This is a genomic window from Chitinophaga sp. YR627 (assembly GCF_900114995.1).
Taxonomy (GTDB): Bacteria; Bacteroidota; Bacteroidia; order Chitinophagales; family Chitinophagaceae; genus Chitinophaga.
On sequence record NZ_FOUX01000002.1, the window covers coordinates 437,806 to 461,809 of the forward strand.

Annotated in this window: 18 protein-coding genes; 5 read left to right on the forward strand and 13 right to left on the reverse strand. The window is 47.2% G+C overall.

The genetic code is table 11. The annotated features are described in order from the left end of the window. Positions 1–21: 21 nt before the first annotated feature. The 5 genes from BMZ72_RS10475 (at position 22) to BMZ72_RS10495 (ending at position 9,478) form a co-directional block, all read left to right on the forward strand. Positions 22–1,377, forward strand: a complete 1,356-nt coding sequence (locus BMZ72_RS10475; RefSeq protein WP_255373171.1) for an alginate export family protein — start codon at positions 22–24, stop codon at positions 1,375–1,377. Between the two features lie 106 nt (positions 1,378–1,483). Continuing rightward, a complete protein-coding gene (locus BMZ72_RS10480) occupies positions 1,484–2,788 on the forward strand; it encodes an MFS transporter (protein ID WP_089807986.1) in 1,305 nt (434 codons plus the stop codon). Between the two features lie 2 nt (positions 2,789–2,790). Then, positions 2,791–6,348, forward strand: a complete 3,558-nt coding sequence (locus tag BMZ72_RS10485; RefSeq protein WP_089807988.1) for a nitrate reductase — start codon at positions 2,791–2,793, stop codon at positions 6,346–6,348. A 2-nt stretch (positions 6,349–6,350) separates the two neighbouring features. Beyond that, complete coding sequence (locus tag BMZ72_RS10490; RefSeq protein ID WP_089807990.1) at positions 6,351–7,832, forward strand: rubredoxin; 1,482 nt, start codon at positions 6,351–6,353, stop codon at positions 7,830–7,832. Positions 7,833–7,990: 158 nt separating this feature from the next. After that, complete coding sequence (locus BMZ72_RS10495; protein WP_089807992.1) at positions 7,991–9,478, forward strand: malate:quinone oxidoreductase; 1,488 nt, start codon at positions 7,991–7,993, stop codon at positions 9,476–9,478. Positions 9,479–9,585: 107 nt separating this feature from the next. Here the strand turns inward: BMZ72_RS10495 and BMZ72_RS10500 are convergent, their stop codons facing one another. The 13 genes from BMZ72_RS10500 to BMZ72_RS10560 form a co-directional block, all read right to left on the reverse strand. After that, entirely contained in the window at positions 9,586–10,272 is a 687-nt protein-coding gene (locus BMZ72_RS10500; RefSeq protein WP_089807994.1) for a histidine kinase, read from the reverse strand. 135 nt (positions 10,273–10,407) lie between these two features. Then, entirely contained in the window at positions 10,408–11,793 is a 1,386-nt protein-coding gene (locus BMZ72_RS10505; RefSeq protein ID WP_089807996.1) for an undecaprenyl-phosphate glucose phosphotransferase, read from the reverse strand. Positions 11,794–11,815: 22 nt separating this feature from the next. Continuing rightward, positions 11,816–13,066: a WcaI family glycosyltransferase gene (locus BMZ72_RS10510; protein ID WP_089807998.1), complete on the reverse strand. Its 1,251-nt coding sequence runs from the start codon at positions 13,064–13,066 to the stop codon at positions 11,816–11,818. 33 nt (positions 13,067–13,099) lie between these two features. Next, positions 13,100–13,666: a WcaF family extracellular polysaccharide biosynthesis acetyltransferase gene (locus tag BMZ72_RS10515; protein WP_089808000.1), complete on the reverse strand. Its 567-nt coding sequence runs from the start codon at positions 13,664–13,666 to the stop codon at positions 13,100–13,102. Positions 13,667–13,672: 6 nt separating this feature from the next. Next, positions 13,673–14,143 (reverse strand): VanZ family protein, encoded by a 471-nt coding sequence (locus tag BMZ72_RS10520; RefSeq protein WP_177222749.1) that lies wholly within the window; start codon positions 14,141–14,143, stop codon positions 13,673–13,675. A gap of 52 nt (positions 14,144–14,195) precedes the next feature. Beyond that, positions 14,196–15,326: an XrtY-associated glycosyltransferase XYAG1 gene (locus BMZ72_RS10525; protein WP_089808004.1), complete on the reverse strand. Its 1,131-nt coding sequence runs from the start codon at positions 15,324–15,326 to the stop codon at positions 14,196–14,198. 40 nt (positions 15,327–15,366) lie between these two features. Beyond that, a complete protein-coding gene (locus BMZ72_RS10530; RefSeq protein ID WP_089808006.1) occupies positions 15,367–16,554 on the reverse strand; it encodes a glycosyltransferase family 4 protein in 1,188 nt (395 codons plus the stop codon). Between the two features lie 26 nt (positions 16,555–16,580). After that, complete coding sequence (locus BMZ72_RS10535) at positions 16,581–17,588, reverse strand: acyltransferase family protein (protein WP_089808008.1); 1,008 nt, start codon at positions 17,586–17,588, stop codon at positions 16,581–16,583. Positions 17,589–17,865: 277 nt separating this feature from the next. Continuing rightward, positions 17,866–19,302: a hypothetical protein gene (locus tag BMZ72_RS10540; protein WP_089808010.1), complete on the reverse strand. Its 1,437-nt coding sequence runs from the start codon at positions 19,300–19,302 to the stop codon at positions 17,866–17,868. 27 nt (positions 19,303–19,329) lie between these two features. Next, positions 19,330–20,559 (reverse strand): glycosyltransferase family 4 protein, encoded by a 1,230-nt coding sequence (locus BMZ72_RS10545; protein ID WP_089808012.1) that lies wholly within the window; start codon positions 20,557–20,559, stop codon positions 19,330–19,332. A gap of 2 nt (positions 20,560–20,561) precedes the next feature. Then, positions 20,562–21,659 carry a glycosyltransferase family 4 protein gene (locus BMZ72_RS10550; RefSeq protein WP_089808014.1) on the reverse strand — a complete coding sequence of 366 codons (1,098 nt, stop codon included), beginning with the start codon at positions 21,657–21,659 and terminating at the stop codon, positions 20,562–20,564. Further along, positions 21,643–22,659 carry a polysaccharide pyruvyl transferase family protein gene (locus BMZ72_RS10555; RefSeq protein WP_089808016.1) on the reverse strand — a complete coding sequence of 339 codons (1,017 nt, stop codon included), beginning with the start codon at positions 22,657–22,659 and terminating at the stop codon, positions 21,643–21,645. Before BMZ72_RS10555 ends, BMZ72_RS10550 begins: the two co-directional genes overlap by 17 nt. Then, positions 22,656–23,999, reverse strand: a complete 1,344-nt coding sequence (locus BMZ72_RS10560; RefSeq protein ID WP_255373172.1) for an MATE family efflux transporter — start codon at positions 23,997–23,999, stop codon at positions 22,656–22,658. The genes BMZ72_RS10555 and BMZ72_RS10560 overlap by 4 nt, the downstream gene beginning before the upstream one ends. Between the last annotated feature and the right edge of the window lie 5 nt (positions 24,000–24,004).

The following is a 24,004-nucleotide window of genomic DNA, read 5'->3' on the forward strand; positions in this document are numbered from 1 at the left end:
TCACATTATCAACCAGAATGCATGAAACGACTATTCTCTGCAGGCGTTTGCTGCCTGCTATCCATGCTCTTTTTCACTCCCTCTGCGTGGGCACAGTTCACCGTAGGGGCACAACTCCGAACGCGTTCGGAATTCCGGGATGGTCAGGCGGCTCCCCTGCCAAAAGGCGCTTCTCCGGCATTCTTCACCTCACAGCGTACCCGCCTCTCAGCAGGATTCAGCGGTTATCGCTTTAAACTAGGCGCCACTATTCAGGACGTCCGGGTATGGGGACAGGACGCATCGACCATTAACAGGACGACCACACAAGACAACAACGCCCTGATACTGCACGAAGCCTGGGCGGAAATTATGCTGCTGGACACTGTCGTAAAAAACAAAAGCCTCAACCTGAAGATAGGCCGGCAGGAAATTGTCTACGATGATAGTCGGCTGCTGGGTAACCTGGAATGGCTACAGCAAGGCAGAAGACACGACGCAGCCGTACTGAAATATGAAACCGGCCCGTATACATTGCATCTTGGCGCGGCTTTCAATCAGAACAAGGAAAATGCGGCCGGTACCGTGTACAATCCGACACCACCGGGCAACTATACCGCCAATACAAATGGCGCTGCGATGTACAAAAGCCTCGAGTATCTATACGCAGGAAAAAAATTAGGAAAAGGTAATCTCTCCTTTCTCTTTCTCGCGGACCAGTTCTCTAAATTCCATCCTGACAGCACAGGCGTCAAGATCTGGGATAAAGGTGTACACACCCGCATGACAACAGGACTCTATTATAATAACACCCTTGATAAGCTCACCCTGACCGCCGCAGGGTACTACCAGTTCGGAAAAAATGCCAATGCACAGGACTTAAGTGCAGGACTGCTATCAGCCGCTTTCCAATACCAGCTGTGCAGTACATTCAGTGCCGGTTTAGGCGCTGATTATACCACCGGCGGTATTGGCGCTGACGGTACCAGTCATGCATTTGATCCGCTGTATGGCACACCGCATAAGTTCTGGGGATATATGGACTACTTCTACGTAGCCAGCGCTTTCGGTAACAGAGGTCTGCAGGACTATTACCTGAAAACGAAATACAAACCCAATACAAAATTCCTGCTGAGCGCTGACCTGCATCAGTTCTACAGCAGCAGCGATATACCGGATAACGGTAGCAGGAAATTCGGTACAGAAGCAGACCTGGTTGCTAATTATACACTGACTAAGGTCATCTCTTTCGAAGCAGGCTACAGCCATTTCTGGAGCACCGCTTCACTCGCTTCGCCTGGCGTGAAGAATATCGCCAACGCACAAAGCAACAGCAACTGGGCATATGTGATGATCAATATCAAACCGGAAATGGTGCTACAGGCGCTGAAAAATTAACGGAAGACAGACCGGACAGTGCAGACAGACGACCAATCATAAAAGTGTCACCGGCGCAGATAAACATTGGCTGCACCGGATTATTAACAACCGAGATCTTTTCAACATGAACACACAACCTTTAAATAAACTCCCCCTCTTTACACTGAACTCGGTGCACATGCGCACCTTTCATACTACCTGGCTGATGTTCTTCGTCTGCTTCTTTGGATGGTTTGGCCTTGCGCCACTCATGCCAACAATCAGGGAAGACCTCGGCCTGAGCAAGGCGCAGGTAGGCAATATCATTATTGCATCCGTATCCAGCACCATCATAGCAAGACTCATTATCGGTAAACTCTGTGATACCTGGGGGCCCCGTAAAACAGCCATCAGATTACTCATAGCAGGTTCGCTGCCGGTATTCCTGGTAGGACTGTCAAAAGATTATACAACGTTTCTGCTGTTTCGTCTTGCCATCGGCGTTATTGGCGCTTCTTTCGTCATTACACAGTTCCATACTTCCATGATGTTCTCTGCCAACATCAAGGGTACTGCCAATGCAGTAACCGGTGGATGGGGTAACCTGGGTGGCGGTGTAACCAACATGGTGATGCCATTGATATTTGCAGCAATCGTAGGCTTCGGTTATACCAAACAGGAAGCATGGCGCTTCGCAATGATCGTACCGGGTGTGATGATGCTGATCGTGGCATGGATGTATTACAAATTCACAAAAGATACACCTGCGGGCAACTTTGATGAGATCGGCCGTAATAGTGATAAAACAAAATCAAAAACTGACTGGAGTATACTGGCCGACTGGCGCATCTGGGCACTCACGCTGGCATATGGAATGTGTTTCGGTATGGAGATCACTTTTGATAACGTCGCTTCTTTACACTTCGTGGATACTTTTCATCTTTCACAAAGCAGCGCAGGTTTCTGGGCAGGCGTATTTGGTTTCATGAACATCTTCGCAAGAGCACTGGGAGGTATCATCTCTGATAAGGTAGGCGCCAGATCAGGAATGCGTGGTAAAGGTATGCTGCTGGCCTGTGTGTTGTTACTGGAAGGAATCGGACTGTTATTGTTTGCACAGGCAGGCACACTGGCACTTGCTATCATTTCCATGCTCAGCTTCGCCTTATTCCTGAAGATGGCCAATGGCGCTACCTATGGTATCGTTCCATTCATCAACGAAAAGAATGTCGGATTGGTAAGTGGTATCGTAGGAGCAGGCGGTAATCTCGGCGGTATGCTGTTTGGCTTCCTCTTCAAATCGGAATCTATCACCTATGTAGAAGCATTCACCTACATCGGTTATATCGTGATCGCAGTATCAGTCATTGTACTGCTCACCCGATTCATTAAAAAACCAGCTACTGAAGCCTCCACCGCCACTACAGGGCAGGTAGCATTTGCAGATTAACCATGACAGGCAATCATCAACATACTAAACTTCCTGCGGGCAGTTACCGTAGCACCTGCTGTTATTGCGGCGTAGGTTGCGGTATTATTGTCAACAGGGACAGGCAGGGAAAGATCACAGTGGAAGGAGATAAAGATCATCCGGTCAATAAAGGCATGCTTTGTTCCAAAGGCATGAACCTCCACTACACAGTGATGGATACATCAGACAGGCTTTACTACCCGGAAATGCGCTATCACCGGCAAATGCCCAGACAGCGCGTTTCCTGGGACCAGGCGCTCGAGCGCACCGCTGCCGTGTTTAAACAGATGATTGAGCAATATGGTCCTGATTCAGTTGCATTCTACGCATCCGGACAATGTCTCACAGAAGAATACTATGTCGTTAATAAACTGATCAAGGGATTCATTGGCAGTAATAACATAGATACCAACTCCAGGCTCTGTATGAGCAGTGCAGTAGCCGCCTATAAATTATCACTCGGCGAAGACAGCGTACCTGGTTGTTATGATGATATCGAACTGACAGATTGCATCTTTGTGGCAGGCGCTAATCCGGCCTGGTGTCACCCGATCTTATGGCGCAGGATCGAAGCTGCTAAAGCAAAAAATCCGAATCTGAAGATCATTGTCAGCGACCCTCGTGTCACGCAAAGTTGCGCCATCGCAGATATACACCTGCAGGTCATGCCGGGTACCGATATCGTATTACATCATGCGATCGGACGACTGCTGATAGAGGCTGGTCATATCGATCATGACTTCATTCAGCAACATACAGAAGGATTCTCAAAATACCGGGATACGGTGATGGAACGCAGTATCAGTAGTGCTGCTGCCATTTGTGGTATTTCAGAAGACCTGATCTATGAAGCTGCCACCATGCTGGGCAACGTGCGCAGTTTCATGACCATGTGGACCATGGGACTAAACCAGAGCGCTGTTGGCGTCAATAAGAATCTGAGCCTGATCAACCTCAACCTGATCACCGGAAAGATCGGTAAACCCGGCTGTGGCCCCTTCTCGCTTACCGGTCAACCCAATGCGATGGGCGGCAGAGAAGTAGGCGGATTATCCAATATGCTCCCGGCACACCGAGTACTGGATAACCCGGCACACCGTAAAGAAGTAGAAGCTTTCTGGGGAGGTACGAAGATCTCCGACAAACCAGGACTGACCGCTACTGAAATGTTTGAAGCACTGAATGACGGAAGGTTGAAAGCCATCTGGATCATGTGTACAAATCCGCTGGTAAGTCTGCCGGACGCCCGTATGGCGGAAGCCGCCCTGCAAAAGGCGAAGTTTGTCGTTGTACAGGAGATCTCGAATAAACCGGAAACAGTCCGCTACGCAGATGTTGTACTACCCGCTGCGGCATGGACCGAGAAAGAAGGCACCATGACCAACGCAGAAAGAAGGGTCACTTATCTGCAGCGTGTCAACGAAGCACCGGGAGAAGCGCTGCCGGATGCAGAGATCATCTGCCGCTTCGCACAGAAAATGGGGTTCAAAGGTTTTGATTATAAAAGTCCGGCCGACATTTATGCAGAACATAGTCGTCTGACTGCCGGTACCAATATCGACGTCAGTGGCGTAGATTATACGGTGCTGAAAGAAAAACGTTCCCTCCAATGGCCCTACCCTGCCGGCACAACCGGTCCGGGTACACCACGCCTCTTTACAGATCATCATTTCTATACATCATCCACCAAAGCGGTCATACATTCTTTCCCGGATGATAACAGATCAGGTCCACCTCATCCCCGGTTCCCGCTCATTCTCACTACAGGACGTATAAGGGATCAATGGCATACCATGAGCAAAACGGGTAAGGTGAGCAAGCTAAAACAGCATATTCCTGCTCCCCTCCTGGAAATACACCCGGAAGATGCCAGGGAACGGCATATCAAAGAAGCCGATATCGTAGAGATATTCAGCGAAAATGGTATTGTACGTGTGAAAGCACAACTGAGCACTTCCATTAAAAAAGGAGTGGTATTCCTGCCCATGCACTGGGGTAAGATACTGGACAATGACCTGAACAGGGCTAACAACCTGACCCACCGACTGGTGGATAAGATATCCAAACAACCGGACCTGAAATATACAGCGGTACAGGTACAACTCTACCGCAAACCCCGGCAACGTATTATCATCATCGGTGCAGGCGCAGGCGCCTGTGGCTTTATTAAATCATACAGGGAGCTGAATACAACCGATACGATTACCGTATTCAGCAAAGAAGATCAGCCCTTCTATAACAGGGTGATGCTACCGGATTATATCAGCGGGACACAGCAATGGCAGCAGCTGGTGAAGATGACAGATGATGAGGAATCCATGCTGGACATCACATTACACCGGGGCGTCAGTGTCGAAAAAATAGACAGGGAACAAAAAACAGTGACGGACAGTAAAGGCCGTGTACACGAATATGATGTGCTCATTCTGGGCATGGGTAGCCGTGCGGCAACACTGAAAGACACACCATCGCTGCCAGGTATCTTCACCATGCGTAACCGCAGAGATGCCGATGCCTTTGTGCAGCACATAGATCCGGCAGCAGGGAAAGTGGTGATCGTAGGGGGAGGACTGCTGGGTATTGAATTAGCTGCTTCACTAAGAGAAATGGATATAGAGGTCGCTGTATTGCAGCGTACCTCTAAACTGATGGACCGACAGCTGGATGCCCTGGGCAGCCAGCTGTTGTATGAAGAACTGACAGATCGCGGCATAGAGATCTTATACAATGATGAAATAGAACGCTTCACCGGTTTGAACAAACTGGATGGCATCCGCCTGAAAAGCGGACGACAGGTGACCTGTCAGGCCGTGGTCATGTCTATAGGTACTGTTCCGAACATAGAACTGGCGAAAGCTGCTTCTTTATTATGCAAGCGGGGCGTGATCGTCAACGAATACCTGATGACCAGCGATCCGGCTATCTATGCAATCGGAGAGATCGCAGAGTTCAATGGTACGCTCTTCGGCATCACCGCAGCAGCAGAACAACAGGCAGCCGTAGTAGCCCGTCATATGGCCGGCGATCTTACCGGTTACTATCAGGGTTCCCTGTTTATGAACATCCTCAAGATGCATGGTACAGACCTTTGCTCACTGGGAATGATAGAAACCCCTGCTGACCCGGCTTATGAAGAAGTAGTATTCATTGATAAATCCAAACGTTATTATAAGAAGTGCGTTATCCACAATGACAGGCTGGTAGGCGCTATCCTGATTGGTGATAAATCAGAGTTCCTGGAATTCAGAGACCTGATAGCCAACAAAATAGAGCTTTCTGATAAACGGCTGGAACTGTTACGCTCCGGCAGGAAAGCCGCACCGGTACTCGGTAAGCTTGTTTGCAGCTGTGGCAGTGTGGGAGAAGGTAATATATGTGAGAAGATCAGAGAAGGCTGCCATACACTGGAAGAGTTGTGCAAAGCATCCGGCGCCGGTATGGGTTGTGGCAGCTGCAGACCGGAGATCAAGGCCATCCTGGAGAAGGAAATGCCAGTTGAGAAAAAAGCGGATACCGTACTTATTATGCAAGCAGTTTAAACATGAGCAGATATACACAGACCGTCAGCATTAATTTCACCGGGGGAATTATTTCTCCTGGTCAGCTGCTGACCATCCTTGACATTGCAGAAGCGGCAAGAGTAACACAGGTACGCTTCGGCCTGCGGCAGCAGTTGCTGCTGGAAGTACAGGGTAAATATGCTGAACAGTTTGAGGCAGATTGTGCGCGTGAGCAGATCAACTGGCATAGCTACGGTACAGCGCCGAATATCACGAGCTCCTATCCCGGTGCTGGTATCTTCATTAATGAAGGCTGGCTCACAGAAGGGATCTATAAAGATGTATTCTCTCTGTTCGACTACGCACCCGTACTGAAAATCAATATCTGCGATAACAAACAGACCTTCACGCCCTTCTTTTCGGGGCATATCAACTGGATTGCAGCAGGGTCCGCACATTACTGGCACCTGTTCATCCGTTTCCCGAAAAGCAGCCGCCTGTTTGCCTGGCCCGATCTGATCTACACCAATAACATCGCGCAGCTCAGCCAGTGTATTGAATCCGTCCTGGCCGCAACACCGGATATCAGCAATGAAGCCCTACATACGGCAGTGAAAGCGCAACTGGAATATAACAGCAAACCGGTCACTACCGAACTGGAACTACCGGCCTTCCATCTGCCTTATTACGAAGGATTTAACAGGCACGAGAATCATTACTGGTTAGGCATCTACCGGCGTGATGAGGAATTCCCGGTAGCCTTCCTCCGCAACCTGTGCAATATCTGTCTGGAGACTAAGACAGGACAACTATATGCGACGTCCTGGAAGTCGCTTATCATCAAGAACATTGCACCGGAGCACAGAAGACTGTGGGATTATATCCTTGGTAAATACGGGATCAATGTGCGGCATGCCGCCAATGAACTGAACTGGCATGTAGAAGACAACAGCGAAGATGCGTTGATCATCAAAAGACATATCATCCGGCATTTCGATAATGCGGATGTCAGAACATATGGTTTATGTTTCAGTATCCGGATCAATCCGGGTAATAACTGCTTCGGTTCCATTGTGATCAGCAAGCAGGAGGACAAATACAAAAGCCGGCTGAAGGGACATCATCGTTACGACATTCTCTATACACAGGATTTTAACCCCAATTCCGGCACTTTATTACCTTACCGCACAGGAGTAGCCAAAGAACATCTTGGCCCCTATATCACGTCCTTATGCAGGGAATTCTATGACAACAGCGCGCCTGCCGATCCGCTGATCAGTTATGTAGCTGGTCAGCAGATAGTTACAGCCATCACTCACACAGAGAAAGCTGTGCATCAGTGTACACGTTGTCTGACCGTCTATGATGAGGCGATCGGAGACCCTGACCAGGGGATTGCGCCAGGGACGCCATTTTCCACCCTCCCTTCCGCTTATCATTGCTCACTTTGTGATGCACCAGGGGAAAGCTTTGCCACTGTCTCTGCAACTTCACTGGGATGGCTGGCCGGGACACAGGATTAACAATACATTTACATTTTTCGCATATGCACTACAGCAGGTGTTTACACTGAAAATTTGTGCCATATTATAGTAAAAAGTATTCATGCAACCAGTAAAAGCATATACAACTAATGTATTTAGTACTATTTTTGCGGTGCAAATCGTGAAAATAAGATAATATGTCTCCTAAATCGGCGCCTGACATCGTCCTTATCGGTGCAGGTATAATGAGTGCAACGCTTGGCGTACTGTTGAAAGAATTACAACCGGAACTGACCATTGAGATATTCGAAAGACTGGATATCATAGCAGGAGAAAGTTCGGATGCATGGAATAACGCAGGGACAGGCCATTCCGCCTTCTGCGAACTCAACTACACCCCGGAAAAATCCAATGGTGATATCGAAATCGGTAAAGCGATCAAGATCGCCGAGTCCTTCGAGGTATCCAAAGAATTCTGGTCTTTCCTCGTACAGAATGGTTGCATTAAGTCCCCGGAGACGTTTATACAGAGCATTCCTCACATGAGCTTTGTATGGGGCGAAAAGAATGTAGAATACCTGAAAAAGCGCCAGCAATCGCTGGAAAGCAATAATTTATTCAAGGGGATGCAGTACACCGAAGACAAGGAAGTACTGAAACAATGGATCCCGCTGGTGATGGAAGGACGTGATCCTGCTGACAAGGTAGCTGCTACCCGCATGGATGCAGGTACTGACATCAACTTCGGTGCATTGACCCGCGCGCTCATTGCCTACCTGCAACAACAAAACGGCGTAACGCTGAGTCTTAAACACGAGGTGCGTGATCTGGAACAGGAGAAAGATGGCAGATGGTACCTGAAAGTGAAGAACCTGGAAACAGGCAAGAAAAGGAAATTACACACCAGATTCGTCTTCATTGGCGCAGGTGGTGGTTCCCTCCCATTGCTGGAGAAATCAGATATTCCTGAAGGTAAAGGCTTTGGTGGTTTTCCTGTGAGTGGCCAATGGCTGGTTTGTACCAACCAGGAAGTCGTAGAAAAACACGCTGCAAAAGTATATGGTAAAGCATCTGTAGGCGCGCCTCCAATGTCTGTACCACACCTGGATACCCGTATGATCGATGGCAAAAAAGCCCTCTTATTCGGCCCTTATGCAGGCTTCTCCACTAAATTCCTGAAGAATGGTTCATGGCTCGATCTGCCAAGATCCATTAAGTTCAATAACATCCGTCCGATGCTGGCTGCCGGTATGGACAACCTGCCGCTGACCAAATACCTGATCGATCAGGTACGTCAGTCGCCGGAAGAAAGACTGGAAGCTTTACAGGCATTCCTTCCTGAAGCTAAATTAGAAGACTGGAGTCTGGAAGTAGCCGGACAACGTGTACAGGTGATCAAGAAAGACCCTGAACATGGCGGTATCCTGGAATTCGGTACAGAAGTAGTGAGTGCGGCAGATGGCTCTATCGCTGCGCTGCTGGGCGCTTCTCCGGGAGCTTCTACAGCCGTATCCATCATGCTGGAGCTGCTGCAACGTTGCTTCCCTAAATACCTGGCTACAAAAGCGTGGAAAGATAAACTGACAGAAATGATCCCTTCCTATGGTCAGAAACTGGCGGAAAATCCGATCCTGCTCGAACAGGTAAGAGACTGGTCAAATGCAGTACTGCAACTGAAGAAATAAGATAATTTACATACTGGTATAAAAAAGAATAGGGGATATGGAAATATCCCCTTTTGTTTTAACCTTATCTTATTGTTTCTAAGAGACTTGTTTCAGCCTGCGCCGCACTAGGCTTTGCAGGGGATGGTCACCAGCACCTCCACGTTCTTCTCCGGCTCAGTCACAATCTCAAACGTGCCATCGTGTAAAGAGGCAAGAAAGGACATCATCTTACATATCGGCTGGTGTATTATTTCACCATCCCCTTTCTCCGAAGATTTGAAAGGAGAGGAAAAGATATAGTTCGCATAAAATGATCCCCTGATCTTAAAGTTACCCGGTTCAAAACTAAACTCCATCCGAGGTATCTGATGGGTGGTTGAATGCCGGTTCATCCAAAAAAAAAGGTTCAGGATCAGTTGTCGCAGTACCGACTCATCTATGTTGGCTTCCACCGGTACTTTGCTTTGCTGTAATTCAACAGCGGGTGACAGCAGGTTATTATATGGTTCTTCACGTACCAGCTGCCCCAGGAAGAATAACAGGTTGGTCATTTTGCGCTTTACCTGAAATGTCTTATCAAGCATGTGCTGTATGATCCTTATATTCTGTAGCTGAAAGTCCAGCTCTATTACCTGCGATTTTATTGACTCAGCCTGACGGGTGATCTTGTTCCCCATAGCCTTTCCGTCATATAATACGATCAGCTCTACACTTGACAGAATACTTGCTACAATAGACTTCAATTCATGAAAGATGTCTTCTACAAGCCGATTGTCATCAAGGAAATTTTGTGCTAAAACGGAACTTTTCATGTAACGTTGTTTACAGGCATCCCTGGTTGACTCCGGCGTATCCTGACTACTACCGGAGTGTAAAAATAACACTTAACACGCTTTCTTTTCTATTAACATTCCTACTAATACGAGTAAAATATGCTATAGGAAATGTTAAAATGCGTTCTTATCGCCCTTCACGGTGTTGAATACGGTTAAGAATATGATACGAATGTCCAGCCATACAGACCAGTTTTCCATATACCAGATATCATGTTCGATACGTTTGCGCAGATGCAATTCATCTGTCACCTCACCACGATAACCATTCACCTGTGCCCATCCTGTAATACCAGGTTTCAGGAAGTGACGGATCATATATTTCTGGATAATTGCAGAATACTCTTCTGTATGCTTTAACATATGCGGACGTGGTCCTACGATAGACATATCACCCAGAAATACATTCAGGAACTGAGGCATTTCATCCAGGTTTGTCTTACGCAGTATACGGCCCACTCTCGTAAAACGACGGTCGTTTCTTGTTGCCTGCCTGGAGTTTGCTTCATTGTTCACATACATACTCCTGAATTTCAAACAACGGAATGTCTGGTTGTTACGACCGGTACGATGCTGTATAAAGAATACAGGACCTCTCGATTCCAGTTTCACCAACAGGGCCAGCAGCGGAATGAGCCAGCTCAGGATAAATAACATCACTGCGCCACTGAACGCGATGTCAAAAATACGCTTCCTTAAGCGATTTGCAATATCATCCAGCGGTTCCGCTCTCAGAGAGATAATAGGAATATTGTCCAGATAGTCCACATAGATCTGTCTGTTCACAAACATCCTGAAGTCAGGCACAAAACGGAAACGGATGAAATGCCGCTCTGCTTCATGCGCCAGCGTATACAGATACGGGAACTGCTCAGGTGATAAGGTTGAATAGATCTCCTTGATACCGTTTGACTGTGCATACGGAATACAATCCCGCAGGTTACCGATCACCGGATGTATGGATAACTCATGTACATTGTGATAGTCTTCGAAATAACCTTCAAAACGCAGATTGCTCTTGCGGCCGGTCAGGTTATCCACCAGCTGTTTAGACAGGTCATTATAGCCAACGATCACCACTCTGCGCTCAATCTCCTTACGGTGAATGATGTAGTTCGTCAGCATATAAAAGAATATCCTGTCTAACAATACGATAATAACAAACAGCGTACAGTAAGACAAAATAAAGATCCTGTTGAATGCCTCTTTTGTAAGGAATACAAACACCAGCATGAGCAGCAGGTATAACATGATACTCTGTAACAGCTTCTTGGTGATCCGCTCCACAGACATATGCGTGCTCATAAAATAAAGACCGGTAGTATACAGCGCCACGATCCAGGAGATGTTCGTAGCGAGCAGGAAGGTGTCTTTATTAACGCTTACGGGTATACCATATTGCTGCATCCCTGAAAGCGTAAAGAAAAAGAAGGCATTGAGGCATATGAAGTCCAGCACGAGTATCTGGATGCTACATATTTTGAGATAACGGTCTAACATAATAAAGTACGGTTCAGTAGTGTTAATTAATAACTACGGCTTCTTCAAATCGTGACATGATCTTACCTACAGACAGATGATTCTCTGCATATAAGCGTCCGTTCCTGGCCAGTTCTGCTGCATTGTCCCCCATCGCTCTGACGATACCGTCAGTCAGCGCCTGCTGGTCTTCTGCCTTCACAAGTATTCCCATGTTGTGCTTCTTTACCAGGTCATGCAGACTGGTACCATCGTTGGCCGTGATGAGTGCCAGTCCGCCAACTGCCAGAATAGTGGTCAGTTTGGAAGGCATCACCAGGTCGCTGGCATTTCCTTTCTGTATTACCAGATGCACATCTGCCATATTCAGGAACTCATTAAATTTCTCAAAAGGTTGCAGCGGAAAGAAAATAACATTCGACAATCCCAGTGCTTCTGCATCTGCTTTCAGCTTCTCTTTATAAGGACCCGATCCGCAGATCAGGAATTTCAGCTGTGTATCTGCTCTCAGTGTATCCGCTGTTTTCAGAATAGATTCCAGTCCCTGCTTCTCACCTATCGCACCTGAGTAAAGCACGATCTTGTCATTGACATCAAATCCATATGCTGTTTTCAGTCTGATACGGTCTTCAATAGGATGGAACAGGCTTACGTCCACCCAGTTCGGGAAAAAGAATATATCCTTGCCTGCCTTTTCCTGGATCTTACGCATCATACCATCTGAAATACTGCTGACCATATCAGCATTCTTAAAGATGTAACGCTCCAGTCCGAAAAGGGCTTTAATCACTTTTGGAGATTTGATCATATTCAGATCGCGGGCTGCTTCTATCTGCATATCCTGTATGTGATAAAGGAACTTCGCGCCTCTGAACTTCTTGTATAATACCGCCAGTAATCCTAAATGAAAAGGCGGCACCACACTGATCACTACATCAAACTTCTTACGGGGTAATAATTGCAGCACTTTAAAAAAGGCAGATACTGCAAATGAAAAATCCAGCATGATGCGTGTCTTGCCGGTAGGCCTGGCAGGCACATATTGCGGACAACGGTATACGGTGATCTTACCTCCGCCCTGTCCATTACTCTCAATTACTTCCTTCTTATACCAGTTTTTGTGCTTGTCGTACGGAGGCTGCACCTTCCACTCCGGATAATAGGGATAACTTGTAATGACGGTGCAATCATATCCTCCGGCTGCCAGCCATTTGATCATTTCACCATTATACTTGCCTATTCCGGTTGGTTCCGGTGAGAAATTACCTCCAATCAGTAATAATCGCTTGGACATACCGCTATATAGATTTCTTGTTTGCTTTTTGGGTTATTTCCATCTTTCAGATACAAAGGTCAATGGGTTGCCTTTGAAGATACCATTCTGCGATACAGAGGCTGTTACAACAGATCCTGCGGTGATCACGGTATCTGTTCCTACTGTTACGCCGGGACCGATAAATACACAGGCGCCTACCCAGCAGCCATCCATCAGTACGATCGGTGCATTGCGGTAAGGCATAGCCGGATGACGATAGTTGTGATTACCTCCACACAGGAATGCACGCTGTGATATACACACGTTGTTACCGATCACCATCTGCTCAAAATTCAGCAGGTAAGCTTCCTCTCCCAGCCATACATCATCTCCTATCTCCAGTTTCCAGGGAAAGTGAATATTCACTCTTGGTTTGATCACCACACCATTTCCTACTTTTGCACCAAACAGGCGCAGCATTCTGGCTTTAAGACCAGAAGGAATAGGAAAAGCTGTTAGGAAGAAAAACATCTTCACAATATACCAGCAGGCTTCTTTGAACTTACCCGCTCCGCGGTTCAGACCTTCAGATGCGTCAAAGTCCTTCAGGCGGACCTGTGACAGATAAAAATTATTCATGACTATTCAGGAATTATTATGAACAAGGATCACATTCTTCTTTGCCATTTTGCGATACATACACAAGCCAAGCCAGGCGCCCAGTGTGTTTAGTACAATGTCATCGGCGTCATACACACCGATCATCAGCACCAGCTGCAGTAACTCAATACTCAGACTGAAAAAGAATGCGATCGTGATTACTCTTATTTTGTTGGCAGCTCCTGCGGACAATGCTTCCAGCAGAAAACCCAGTGGCATAAACATGATAACGTTCCCGATAAGGTTCAGTAAAAAGAACGCCCAGTAACGGATATACCGGACTGACTTACCGGCTTCTATAATAAAATCATAGGTACTCTTCAGTGGCATCCATCTTGGTTCCGCATACCGTTCACCTGCTACTCTCGTTGGATCGAGGAACACAACGTATATCACTGCCAGTATATACACTACCAACAGGATGATAACCGTGCTTCTCTTTAATCTGATTGCCATTCTTTCTTTGATCTCCCTTTCGGATTTTTTATTCAATACAACAGACATGCGCCTAGTTCGCCCTGTACAGATCCAGGTACTTATTCACCAGGCTCTTTCTGTCAAAATCTTTCTTCATCATTTGCGGTGCACGCATTGATAATTCAGGCAAACGCTCTCTTTCGGCGTAAGCCTTCTCCAATGTTTCCTTAATGTTGACCGGATCTATTGTAGAGATCCATCCGAGATCATTATTGGAAATATATGTGCTGAGTCCAACCATGTTACTGATCAGTACCGGTGTACCTACGGCCAGTGACTCTATCACGATGTTGGCAAAGTTTTCATTGTAGGAAGTCAGGACCATCACGTCATTTTCACGCAGCAGTTTAAACTTTGCCTCACCATATACAGGACCTAACCAGTTCACATGCTGATCAATACCATGTTCGCGTGTAGCTGCTTTCAACTGCTCCAGGTATTCCTCCTTGTAAGGACCTGCAATGTTCAGTTCATATGGAAAATCAACCATGCTCAGTCCTTTGAAAAGCAGCTCCAGTCCTTTCTTCGGATCGATACGGCTCATGAAAAGGAACTTGATCTTTTCTCCTGCAGGTGCTTTGGGTACTGTCGGCGTTTCCGGAACAGATACAAAATTGAAGATCTCTTCTACCTGTGAAGAAGGATACAATTCTTTGATCTCATGTAATTCCGCAGTAGATGTCGCATGAAATTTCACTTTAGGCAACAGTCTGTTACCAATCACTGTCTGTATGACCTTCTTCTGGAAAGGGTGATTCGTTTCCAGGATATACTGACAGAGCATACCTCTTGGTGAAAACACAGGTCTCACTCTTCTGATATAACATACCAGTACGGTGAAGATGGCCACAAGATTCCACCAGGAATGAATATGCACAGCGTCATATTGCTTAATATTCTTATAGAGGTATTTAACAAGATCAGGTGAGAAGTTTGTATTGTCTTTCGTGACACGTTTGAAGTACAGTGTACTTACACCATCAATGTTTTGTGCCACACCGGGAGGCACATCCAGTTCCACCTCTCCGTTTGCGGTTGTCGTCAGTACAGTCACTTTATGTCCGTCTGCCACCAGCTGTTCACACAGGGCAGAACTGGAATAAATGGGACCTCCATAGATATATGCCGGTTTATACGAAGGGATGATATGAAGAATATTCATCGGTGCTTTCTTTTCTATTAATTAGGTGATTGTTATTTTGTTATTGCGGCAATGCTACAGATCTGTTACGTTCCTGTACGCCCGCTTTGCTATTATCAGTTGGGATGCCCAGCATAGACTCGTATGCATCCATCATGATCTCAGGCGTAAAATGTGTCACGTTACGCTTTCCGTCTTCCAGCAGTTTTGCCCTTACAGCCGGATCTGATAATTGCGCCAGTGCACTGGCAAATGCTTCCGGCTTCAATGGATCGGCATGTAATGCAGCTCCTCCGCTCACTTCCGGCATCGGTGCTGTACTGCTGGCGATAACAGGCGTACCACACGCCTGCGCTTCGATCACCGGCCAGCCAAATCCTTCTGATAAAGAAGGGAACACAAAAGCATAGGAAGAACTGTATAACGCCTTCAATACTTTATGTGGTGGTTTGGTCACGCCGATCACCCTGTCTTTTACACCCTGTTGTGCTGCATGTGCATATAGAGCTGGTTCTATCTCAAATCCGGCATATACGATCTTACCGGTATATTTATCACCGGCCGCATGCACCATATCGATCAGCATCTTACGGTTCTTACGGAGTTGACGGGAGCCTACATGCAGGATGTAAGGTTCGTCTATATTGACACCAACGCTTTTCAGCAGTTCTCTGCTTTCTTCTTTGCTGACAGGACTGAAATCATCATTGAATCCATTGTGTATCACACGCCAGTCAGCAGGTTGTTTCCCTTTATGCTGTGCGAGATCGGTCAGCTGTCCCAGTGTAAACTGAGACACACAGGCGATCTTTTTAGCGGTCAGCAGATTGGAAAGTATCCAGCGCTGCATGTATCTACCAAAACCGGAAGCAGGCGCATAAGCATCTGCATATCCCAGTCCGCCTCTGATCGCCAGCACATCATGGCAGGTAATGCTCGTCCTTTCGGCAGGAAGATGTCTTACATAAAAGGAATTGGAATGATCACATACATGATACAGTGTATCTGCTCCGGCAAACAATCGCTTTATACGCAATACCAGGGCATATAACAACCACTTATCCAGATACCCGAACCATTTGGCAATTCCTCCGGTTGTTGCTTTAAAAGGACGACCGAAGCAAACAGACGGACGCCAGATCTCCACAGCATGACCGGCGTTCTTAAAGCCGGCTTCCATCATTCTGGCAAACCGCTCCATACTCTCCTGTTTATCCTTCGGATAATTCCCTACTAAAACAATGCGCATACGTTCCGTTTAATTTTCCTTTTCTTTTATACCGTTGCCAGCTTTTCTTTACTGAATATCTTTTTGAAATCTGTCAGTGATCCCATGAAGACGGCTCTTCCAAAAGCCAGACTGTTCAACAGATAATAACCTGCCATTGACAATACCACTGCTATGAAAAAACGCGTCGCAGGATCTGCAATACCAAACTGCTCCTTTGCGATGAACTGTATGGGCTGATGCAGGAACATCACGATCATCGAAGCAGTACCCAGTTCATTGAACACTTTACTGACTGTGGCGTTAGTGGCGATCACTTTTGATAACTCTATCAGGCATAGTACAACTACCAGACTGGAGAATAGTGTAACAAAAGGAATACCATACACAGCCGCTTTCATTTCATATCTGTTTGCCGGATAGTAATAAGTGAATAGGATCACACCAGCCAGCAATACAAACAATGCGATCTTATACCTGCTGATCTGCTCCTGTGCGCCTTTGTACAGGTAACCCAGATAGAATATCGGCAACGCTGCAAATACCACATCTGCATTCCATGGCAACCAGAAAGAAGGTAGAAATCTGCTCAGTGCATAGCTGACCAGCAGACTTACCAACATCAACAGATCAATGACTTTTTTACTCACTTTGTTCATCAGCACATTCATCACCTGCTGCACAAGAAAGAAACAGGTGATATACCAGAACACAGACACCCACTCTATCAGATAACGTCCACCCAGCACAGGTCTGATCACCGCCTTCACATACGTTTCACGACCCGCCATGATCTCTTTCAATTCATACGGCACATAGATCAGGAAAAGAAATGCGACATAAGGCACCAGCAGGTGAAACGATTTCTTTGCCAGGTATTCTTTCTGATCGGCAGCAGGTTTAAATAAGAACCCTCCGATAAAAAAGAACAGCGGCATGTGAAAAAGAAAGATGTACCTGGACACAGCTTCCGGAAAGATATGTCCGGCCACTACTGTCAGAATACCAATACCCTTCAGGGTATCGATCCATGCGATTCTTGATTGGGTGCTCATTACGGTCTTTGTTAAAGCAGCATAGTAAAGGCCAAACCGGCCAACTACACTTTATATGGTCTATTGATGAAAACCTGATACACTATTGTGATTGTCAACAATCGGCTTAGCTATACAGGTATTGAAGGAGAGATTTTTGTCTGCCTCATATCAACACAAGAAAGGACAGACAGATAAGGTCCCTCGAACAATAAGTATGGTTATAATAATCTCTGATTACGCTATTCAGTGGTGTAACAGCTACTGTTACAGCTACACATTAAGTTCACAGGTCTTCTTAGTTATGATAGTAAATAATTTTCTGTTCAGTTGGTTTATCTGCCGGTTCAATTACAGCGGCTTCCTCTTCTTCTTCTTCCGGATCCTCGCGCAGCGATGCCAGTAGCAATCCGCCGATAAATACACAGAAACCAAGCGCTGTTGGCTGTCCCCATTGTCCCTGAGCAACCAGCAGGAATGCGTCACTGAACAACATCCATGGCAACATATCTCCTGTGCGACGTAATTTGTCGAAGGTAAGCCAGCCCATATTGATAGCCATTCCCATACGGAGGAATACAACACCCAGACCAAGAATAGGTCCCAGTTCCCCGATAGTTCTGCCCCACTCCCCTTCTGCGATCAGAAAGGTAACGCCTCCTGTCAGCAGCATGGAACCCACATTCGTTCCCATACCGATACCATATCCCCATAAGGGTAATGCCGAAGTGGTGTTGAATGCACCCACCAGTCCACCGAGAAAACGATCTATAAATACGCCTTCCATACCTCCTTCACTTTCATTCGCATTATCAAAGCGTGCCATAAATACTTCAATGGCCCCTCCCACGATCGACGTCTGACTAAGTATCAGGATCAGTACAACAAGGCCGAACAATGCACCAAATAACTTGCCCGCGTACTTAGGATTACTCGATCCCGCAAACATGCAGAACATCACGGCGATAACTGTCTGGAATAACAAGGCACGGCTGATAGACAATGGTATTGACATTAACAGGGCAACCGTACCGCCAATCAATATCCAGCGTTTGATACCGTCCGGATTCAGCCAGAAATACAACAGGTAGGGTCCCAGTAAACTAAAGAACAAGGTTGTACCATTCGTGAAAGAGAAGGTACCTGGCGGACGAAAATATCCCATTGCACCACTGAAACCCGCACCACCTTCATCACCACCGACACCTCTGTTTACCCAGGCACTCTGCGGACTATAAAACTGCAACGCGATCAGGACCAGCATCGGTATCGATAGGGCCACCATAAACTTCCCGATCTGTATGACGTCTTTTCGTGTAAATAACCCCTGAATAACGAATATCATGGGGAAGTGGATCAGTAAGATACGCGCGCCAAATATCGCCACAAAGGGATTCCCGTGTCCGACCGTCACCGCGAATATCAATCCGAGCACTCCAATGAGCGTCATCAGTGGCAGGGCATAAGAAGGAATAAACAACTTACGCTGCCAGCACATCACGATCAGCCATAAAGCGATCGGATCACGCACAACCAGCAAAGGTGTCGCCAGCGGTGTCAGGAACCATTTACGCAACGCCCCCTCAAACAACAGCAGCAGCAGATATGCCCATACGCCCTGCTTGAGTCGCAGCATGAACTTCTGATTGTTCATCGCTGTGATCTCCTGAAAGCGCCGGGACGCCAGGTCGGCCATACGATCCGCCGTCATATTATTGGGATACTGATTATTCATTTTCACACTTATGCAAACGTCATGTAATTAAACTTTTGAGATAGCAGCGGCAAGCTCCTGCCCGTACACTGCCCATGGTCTGCTGCGGGCCTTTTCCATCGCTGCCAGTCCCGCTTCGGGTACACTGTCAGGATTGTTCAGCAAAGCAGCGATCGCATTATATAAAGCGTCCGTCGAACCGGCAGCTGTCAGCCATCCGTTCTTTCCATCCGTGATCAGGTCCGGTCCCGCAGTACGGTCAGTCGTGATCACCGGTGTGCCCTGTGACATCGCTTCTGTGATCACCAGTCCGAATCCTTCAAACAGCGAAGGGAAGATGAATACATCCTGCGTTCTCATCAGCCTGAGGATCTCTGTATGCGCCAGACTCGGAATGTAGGTATGTTTCGCCAGTTCCTTATCCAGTGCCGGACAGTTATCCGACATCTTCTTTCCCACGATTGTCAGCTCTACCGCATTACCCAGTTTATCTGCAGCGGCAAAAAGATCGGCGATACCTTTCCTTTGTGACAGCCCACCTACAAATAATATTCTCAGTGGCCGGCCGGATATTTTATCATAGTCCCTTGTCGCAGACACAGCAGGGAAACCATAAGGTATCACATCTATCTGTGCAAGCTGTCCGGGGTAATCTTTCAGTGTTTTGGCAGTAAAACTGCTGGCTACAAAGATCCTGTCGGCCAGTTGTAGCTCTTCATCTTTTCTGTCCAGTTTCTTTTGAGAAGCGCTCAGACTCGAGATGGTATTCTTCCATTCCGGCCAGCGTTCCAGTTCCTGTGACAGCAGACGTTGAGAAGCGCGCCAGTAACCTATCGGCAGATCATACAGGCGTTTCAGTCCCAGGCGGTCTGCTGCTCTGAATGAAAGCATAGCACCGTCTTCATATGCATACACCGCATTGGCTTTACGGCCTACACTTTTCAGACGGGCAGCCACTCTTCTGTCCATGGCATGATACACTGCATCTACAGAGAACATGCCTTTCTCCTGCCTTGTAAGGCTTTTAAAGCCCGCTTTTGTCGCCGCAAGGCGTCCCAGTTCATGCCAGGGATGTAAGCGGGTATAAGCTTCCAGACGTGGTTCATAACCGCGACGCTTAATTTCTGACAGTGGTCCGAAACCGGCGAGGCGTCCGAACGCAGATCCCGGGAAGCTGGCAATGGCCGTATGAAACTCAGACAGTATGCCTGCATCTGCGAGACCAGCTACTGCTGCTCTCAGATTGGCATTACCGGTGGGATGTGATATAATGACCATTGTTAGTTTTGCTTTTGAAGTCCAAGTACATTACTCCAGGCGGTGCGTAATGCCACGGCAGAGAATCTGTTTGCATACAGGTCCTTCTGCGTTGTCTTTGTCACCACTCCGCTCCTGATATCTTTTGCAAATGCCATTACCGCACTTTTCGCTGCTTCATAATCAGATGCGGCTGATATCACTCTTGTCGACAAAGGATCACAGGCAATGTCAGGAATACCACCTCTGTCTGTCGCCAGCCAGGGCAATCCTGCACTCATTGCTTCCAGCAGACTGATAGGCAGTCCCTCCGGATGCACAGACAGCAGCAGATAGGCATCCAGTTGCGCAATAGCGCCCTTTAAACCCGCTTCGCCTGCGAATGTGCCGTGATAATGTACATTGGGATATTGATCGAAATAAGGAGCCGGATAGTTCTTTCCTTCTCCCCACAGATGAAATTCCACTTCATTTTTCAGGTCTGCGTCTTCACTCATCCTGCAGATCAGGTCAATGCCTTTCTCCGCGATCAGACGGCCATAATAACCAAAACGCAGCTTGCCTGAATTATTTTCGGTAAAAGAGACTTCCACATTTCTGGAGAAACAGGGAATCGTATCTACCGGACGTTGCAACACGCTTTGCATATCGCCTGCATTTCTGTGTGAACAGGCAATAATGGTATTGGCAGTATGCAATGTCTTTTTGTATTTCTCGCCCCAGGTGGCCTGATCTTTCGCATCACCGGAAGTATGGTGATGGTGTACCCAGGTAGCATAACCCGGCAGCATACGGGACAGCATCCAGATACTCTCCCCCTGACCGTTGGTATAAACCGCATCGTATTTACGGGAGCTGCGCAGTTTCAGACCTGTCTGCAACATCCACAGTAAACGTTTGTAGGAACGGCCATGTCTTCCGAAGTGTACCTTACGGCAGATACTTCTGTAGACCTGTTCTGTTTCGCCGGTAGTAGCTGCATTCAGCACCACCAGGTCTATTTCCGTACCGTTAGCAGCCATCTGCCGGCAGAATTCCAGCAGATGGCTTTCTATACCACCAGTTTCCATTAACTGGGTAGAATAAACCAGTATACGTTGTTTATCAGAAACCTGCGCCATACACTCTCTGGATCTTTTCTTTTGCAAATCCTGTGCGGTAAGACAGTACAACGCTCATGCGGTACAGCTTAGACAACAGGTTAGCTTTCATTCTGATCAGACGGTAACGCATTTTACCTGATACCTGTACAGCATTGGCGCCTTCTTTTACAGAATCAGCTACCAGCTCCAACAGGAACGCTTTTCTCTTTGCCAGCGCTTCTTTGTTGACAGGAGAATCGTTGAGACCTGCATCCCCTTTATCGAGGATATCCTTGTAGGAAATAATATCGATAAATTCTGCTACCGTTGCGAGACGCGGGTCAGCAGGATTTGGATGGATCAGTTTCACATTTGCACCCATACCCAGACAAGGCAGTGCACAGTGGATCTTGGTGGTCAGGATCAGGGATGCATTGCAGTAACGGGCCAGCAGACTGTTCATGTGCTCCTCGGATACTTTCGCATATGATTCGATAGAACCACTTGTATCTGGCGGATCGTGAGATACTCTCACCATCTTCTTACCCAGTACTTTTTCCAGTTTGGCAACCACTGCATCCGGTACCGGATGGTCTACGTTATCAACCAGGATGATCTCACCATCAGGATTTTTGTTGATAGGACCACGTGGTTTTGATGTAATGGTCAGACAGCTGGAGTAGTAAGCAGGAATACCCCAACCCAGCAGCAGACGTAAAGTTTTTGTATCACGGCAGCCGATGGGTGCGTGCTGTTTGAAATGCTCTCTTACATGTTCGCTTGACAGCAAAGCAGAGTTAGCGACATGCACAGCGGCATATAAAGGCGTAATATTATCTGGTGCGGGAAACTTCGCAAAAGAGTGCATGTACCAGCCATTAGCGACCAGCAGTCCGCTGTCTCTGCCTGCCAGGTCAGCCAGTGCTTCCCTGTCAGCTACCTTTGCGCCTTCAGGCAAGAGGTCTTTTGCGACCATTCCCTGAAGTACATCTCCGATATTATTGCGGAGTAATCCTTCTACCTGATAGTAATATGTCATATAGATTCTTTGTTATTTTCAGTGGGTAATGAGTTGTTTGTTTTGCTGATCTTCAGGAAAGTGTATGAAACGTTCATCACTACCTGTATCAGCTGTATCATGATGTTCATGAAGAGTACACCGCGCAGGGACGATACATCGATAAATGCGACGCCCAATGCGATCGATGCGATACTTACCGGAATGGAGATGAACGGGTTGATCGCCCAGCTCCTGCTTGTGAACAATGAAAAAGTAGATGCTGCGATAATACCGAGACAACTGATGGTGATCTTAAGTACTACCTCGTTCGTCAGATTCGAATAATTGGGTCCCAGTATTTTCAGGATCTGTGCAGAGAAGAGCCATGCCGTAAAAACAATGCAGGCACCCATTGCCAGTAATCCTCCCTGTATCTGCACAAAGCGACGCATCAGCAATGCTTTGTTATTAGGCAGTCTTGAAAACCTTGGTAAGATCACAGTGCCAAAAACGATCGTAATGAAACTCAGCGCCATTGACAACCTGTCCAGTGCCCCCAGCTGTGCCACCCCTTTGGTAGTACCAAAGATGGAGATCAGCCAGATCGTGATCTGTCCGGACAGACAGGTGTAGATACCCATCGGCAGCAGACGGCGTACCATCTTCATGATATTCTGCCTGATCTCCGGATCGGGTTTCTTATGCCAGTCCGCATACCCGGATGAGATCTTCCGGAGGTTCATATTTCCCCATATCTGTGGCAATCCTGCTGCGAGTACTGCTACAAAAGCAAAAGGGAAAATGAAGATGGTCAGTGCCAGCAATACCAGCCTGCCTAAGTTCATGTAGACCTGGTTCTTCTGCAAAGGCGCAATGTCCTGTCTCAGCTTCGGCGCAATCTGCAGGATGGTACCTGACAACGCCATGAAGAAAGAAGGAATAAGCGAGAGAACGATCAGTACTGACATCAGCCAGCTGGCACCATGGTGCAGCATCAGATAGATGAGCACCGGTATCGACACCAGTAAACTGCCCACCGCAAACTTGCGGCGAAGGTCCATCCCTGTCGCAAGGACAGTGCCTAACTGATCACGGTCCTGCCATACTTTTCCACCCTGAGACATCACACCGGTAGAGATCCCACCGTCGGCCAGTACTGTCATTGTACCCAGCATGGTGTTAGCCAGCGTGTACAATGCGTACTCTTCAGGTTGCAGCATACGGATCACGAGGATACCGCTGAATAAACTGACCGCCTGTACAAAAACCTGGGCGAAACCAGTCACGCTGACCAGTTTTACCCATTGCAGTGTTTTGGTGTACTTAGGATTATTCGATAACTGATTAAATACTTTTACGCGCATAACAGATTCCGGCAAAGCAA

What these genes read in the sequence shown, in the direction of transcription:
- BMZ72_RS10475 (WP_255373171.1), top strand. Translation starts at nt 22, where the DNA reads ATGAAACGACTATTCTCTGCAGGCGTTTGCTGCCTGCTATCCATGCTC.
- BMZ72_RS10480 (WP_089807986.1), top strand. Translation starts at nt 1,484, where the DNA reads ATGAACACACAACCTTTAAATAAACTCCCCCTCTTTACACTGAACTCG.
- BMZ72_RS10485 (WP_089807988.1), top strand. Translation starts at nt 2,791, where the DNA reads ATGACAGGCAATCATCAACATACTAAACTTCCTGCGGGCAGTTACCGT.
- BMZ72_RS10490 (WP_089807990.1), top strand. Translation starts at nt 6,351, where the DNA reads ATGAGCAGATATACACAGACCGTCAGCATTAATTTCACCGGGGGAATT.
- BMZ72_RS10495 (WP_089807992.1), top strand. Translation starts at nt 7,991, where the DNA reads ATGTCTCCTAAATCGGCGCCTGACATCGTCCTTATCGGTGCAGGTATA.
- BMZ72_RS10500 (WP_089807994.1), bottom strand. Translation starts at nt 10,272, where the DNA reads ATGAAAAGTTCCGTTTTAGCACAAAATTTCCTTGATGACAATCGGCTT.
- BMZ72_RS10505 (WP_089807996.1), bottom strand. Translation starts at nt 11,793, where the DNA reads ATGTTAGACCGTTATCTCAAAATATGTAGCATCCAGATACTCGTGCTG.
- BMZ72_RS10510 (WP_089807998.1), bottom strand. Translation starts at nt 13,066, where the DNA reads ATGTCCAAGCGATTATTACTGATTGGAGGTAATTTCTCACCGGAACCA.
- BMZ72_RS10515 (WP_089808000.1), bottom strand. Translation starts at nt 13,666, where the DNA reads ATGAATAATTTTTATCTGTCACAGGTCCGCCTGAAGGACTTTGACGCA.
- BMZ72_RS10520 (WP_177222749.1), bottom strand. Translation starts at nt 14,143, where the DNA reads ATGGCAATCAGATTAAAGAGAAGCACGGTTATCATCCTGTTGGTAGTG.
- BMZ72_RS10525 (WP_089808004.1), bottom strand. Translation starts at nt 15,326, where the DNA reads ATGAATATTCTTCATATCATCCCTTCGTATAAACCGGCATATATCTAT.
- BMZ72_RS10530 (WP_089808006.1), bottom strand. Translation starts at nt 16,554, where the DNA reads ATGCGCATTGTTTTAGTAGGGAATTATCCGAAGGATAAACAGGAGAGT.
- BMZ72_RS10535 (WP_089808008.1), bottom strand. Translation starts at nt 17,588, where the DNA reads ATGAGCACCCAATCAAGAATCGCATGGATCGATACCCTGAAGGGTATT.
- BMZ72_RS10540 (WP_089808010.1), bottom strand. Translation starts at nt 19,302, where the DNA reads ATGAATAATCAGTATCCCAATAATATGACGGCGGATCGTATGGCCGAC.
- BMZ72_RS10545 (WP_089808012.1), bottom strand. Translation starts at nt 20,559, where the DNA reads ATGGTCATTATATCACATCCCACCGGTAATGCCAATCTGAGAGCAGCA.
- BMZ72_RS10550 (WP_089808014.1), bottom strand. Translation starts at nt 21,659, where the DNA reads ATGGCGCAGGTTTCTGATAAACAACGTATACTGGTTTATTCTACCCAG.
- BMZ72_RS10555 (WP_089808016.1), bottom strand. Translation starts at nt 22,659, where the DNA reads ATGACATATTACTATCAGGTAGAAGGATTACTCCGCAATAATATCGGA.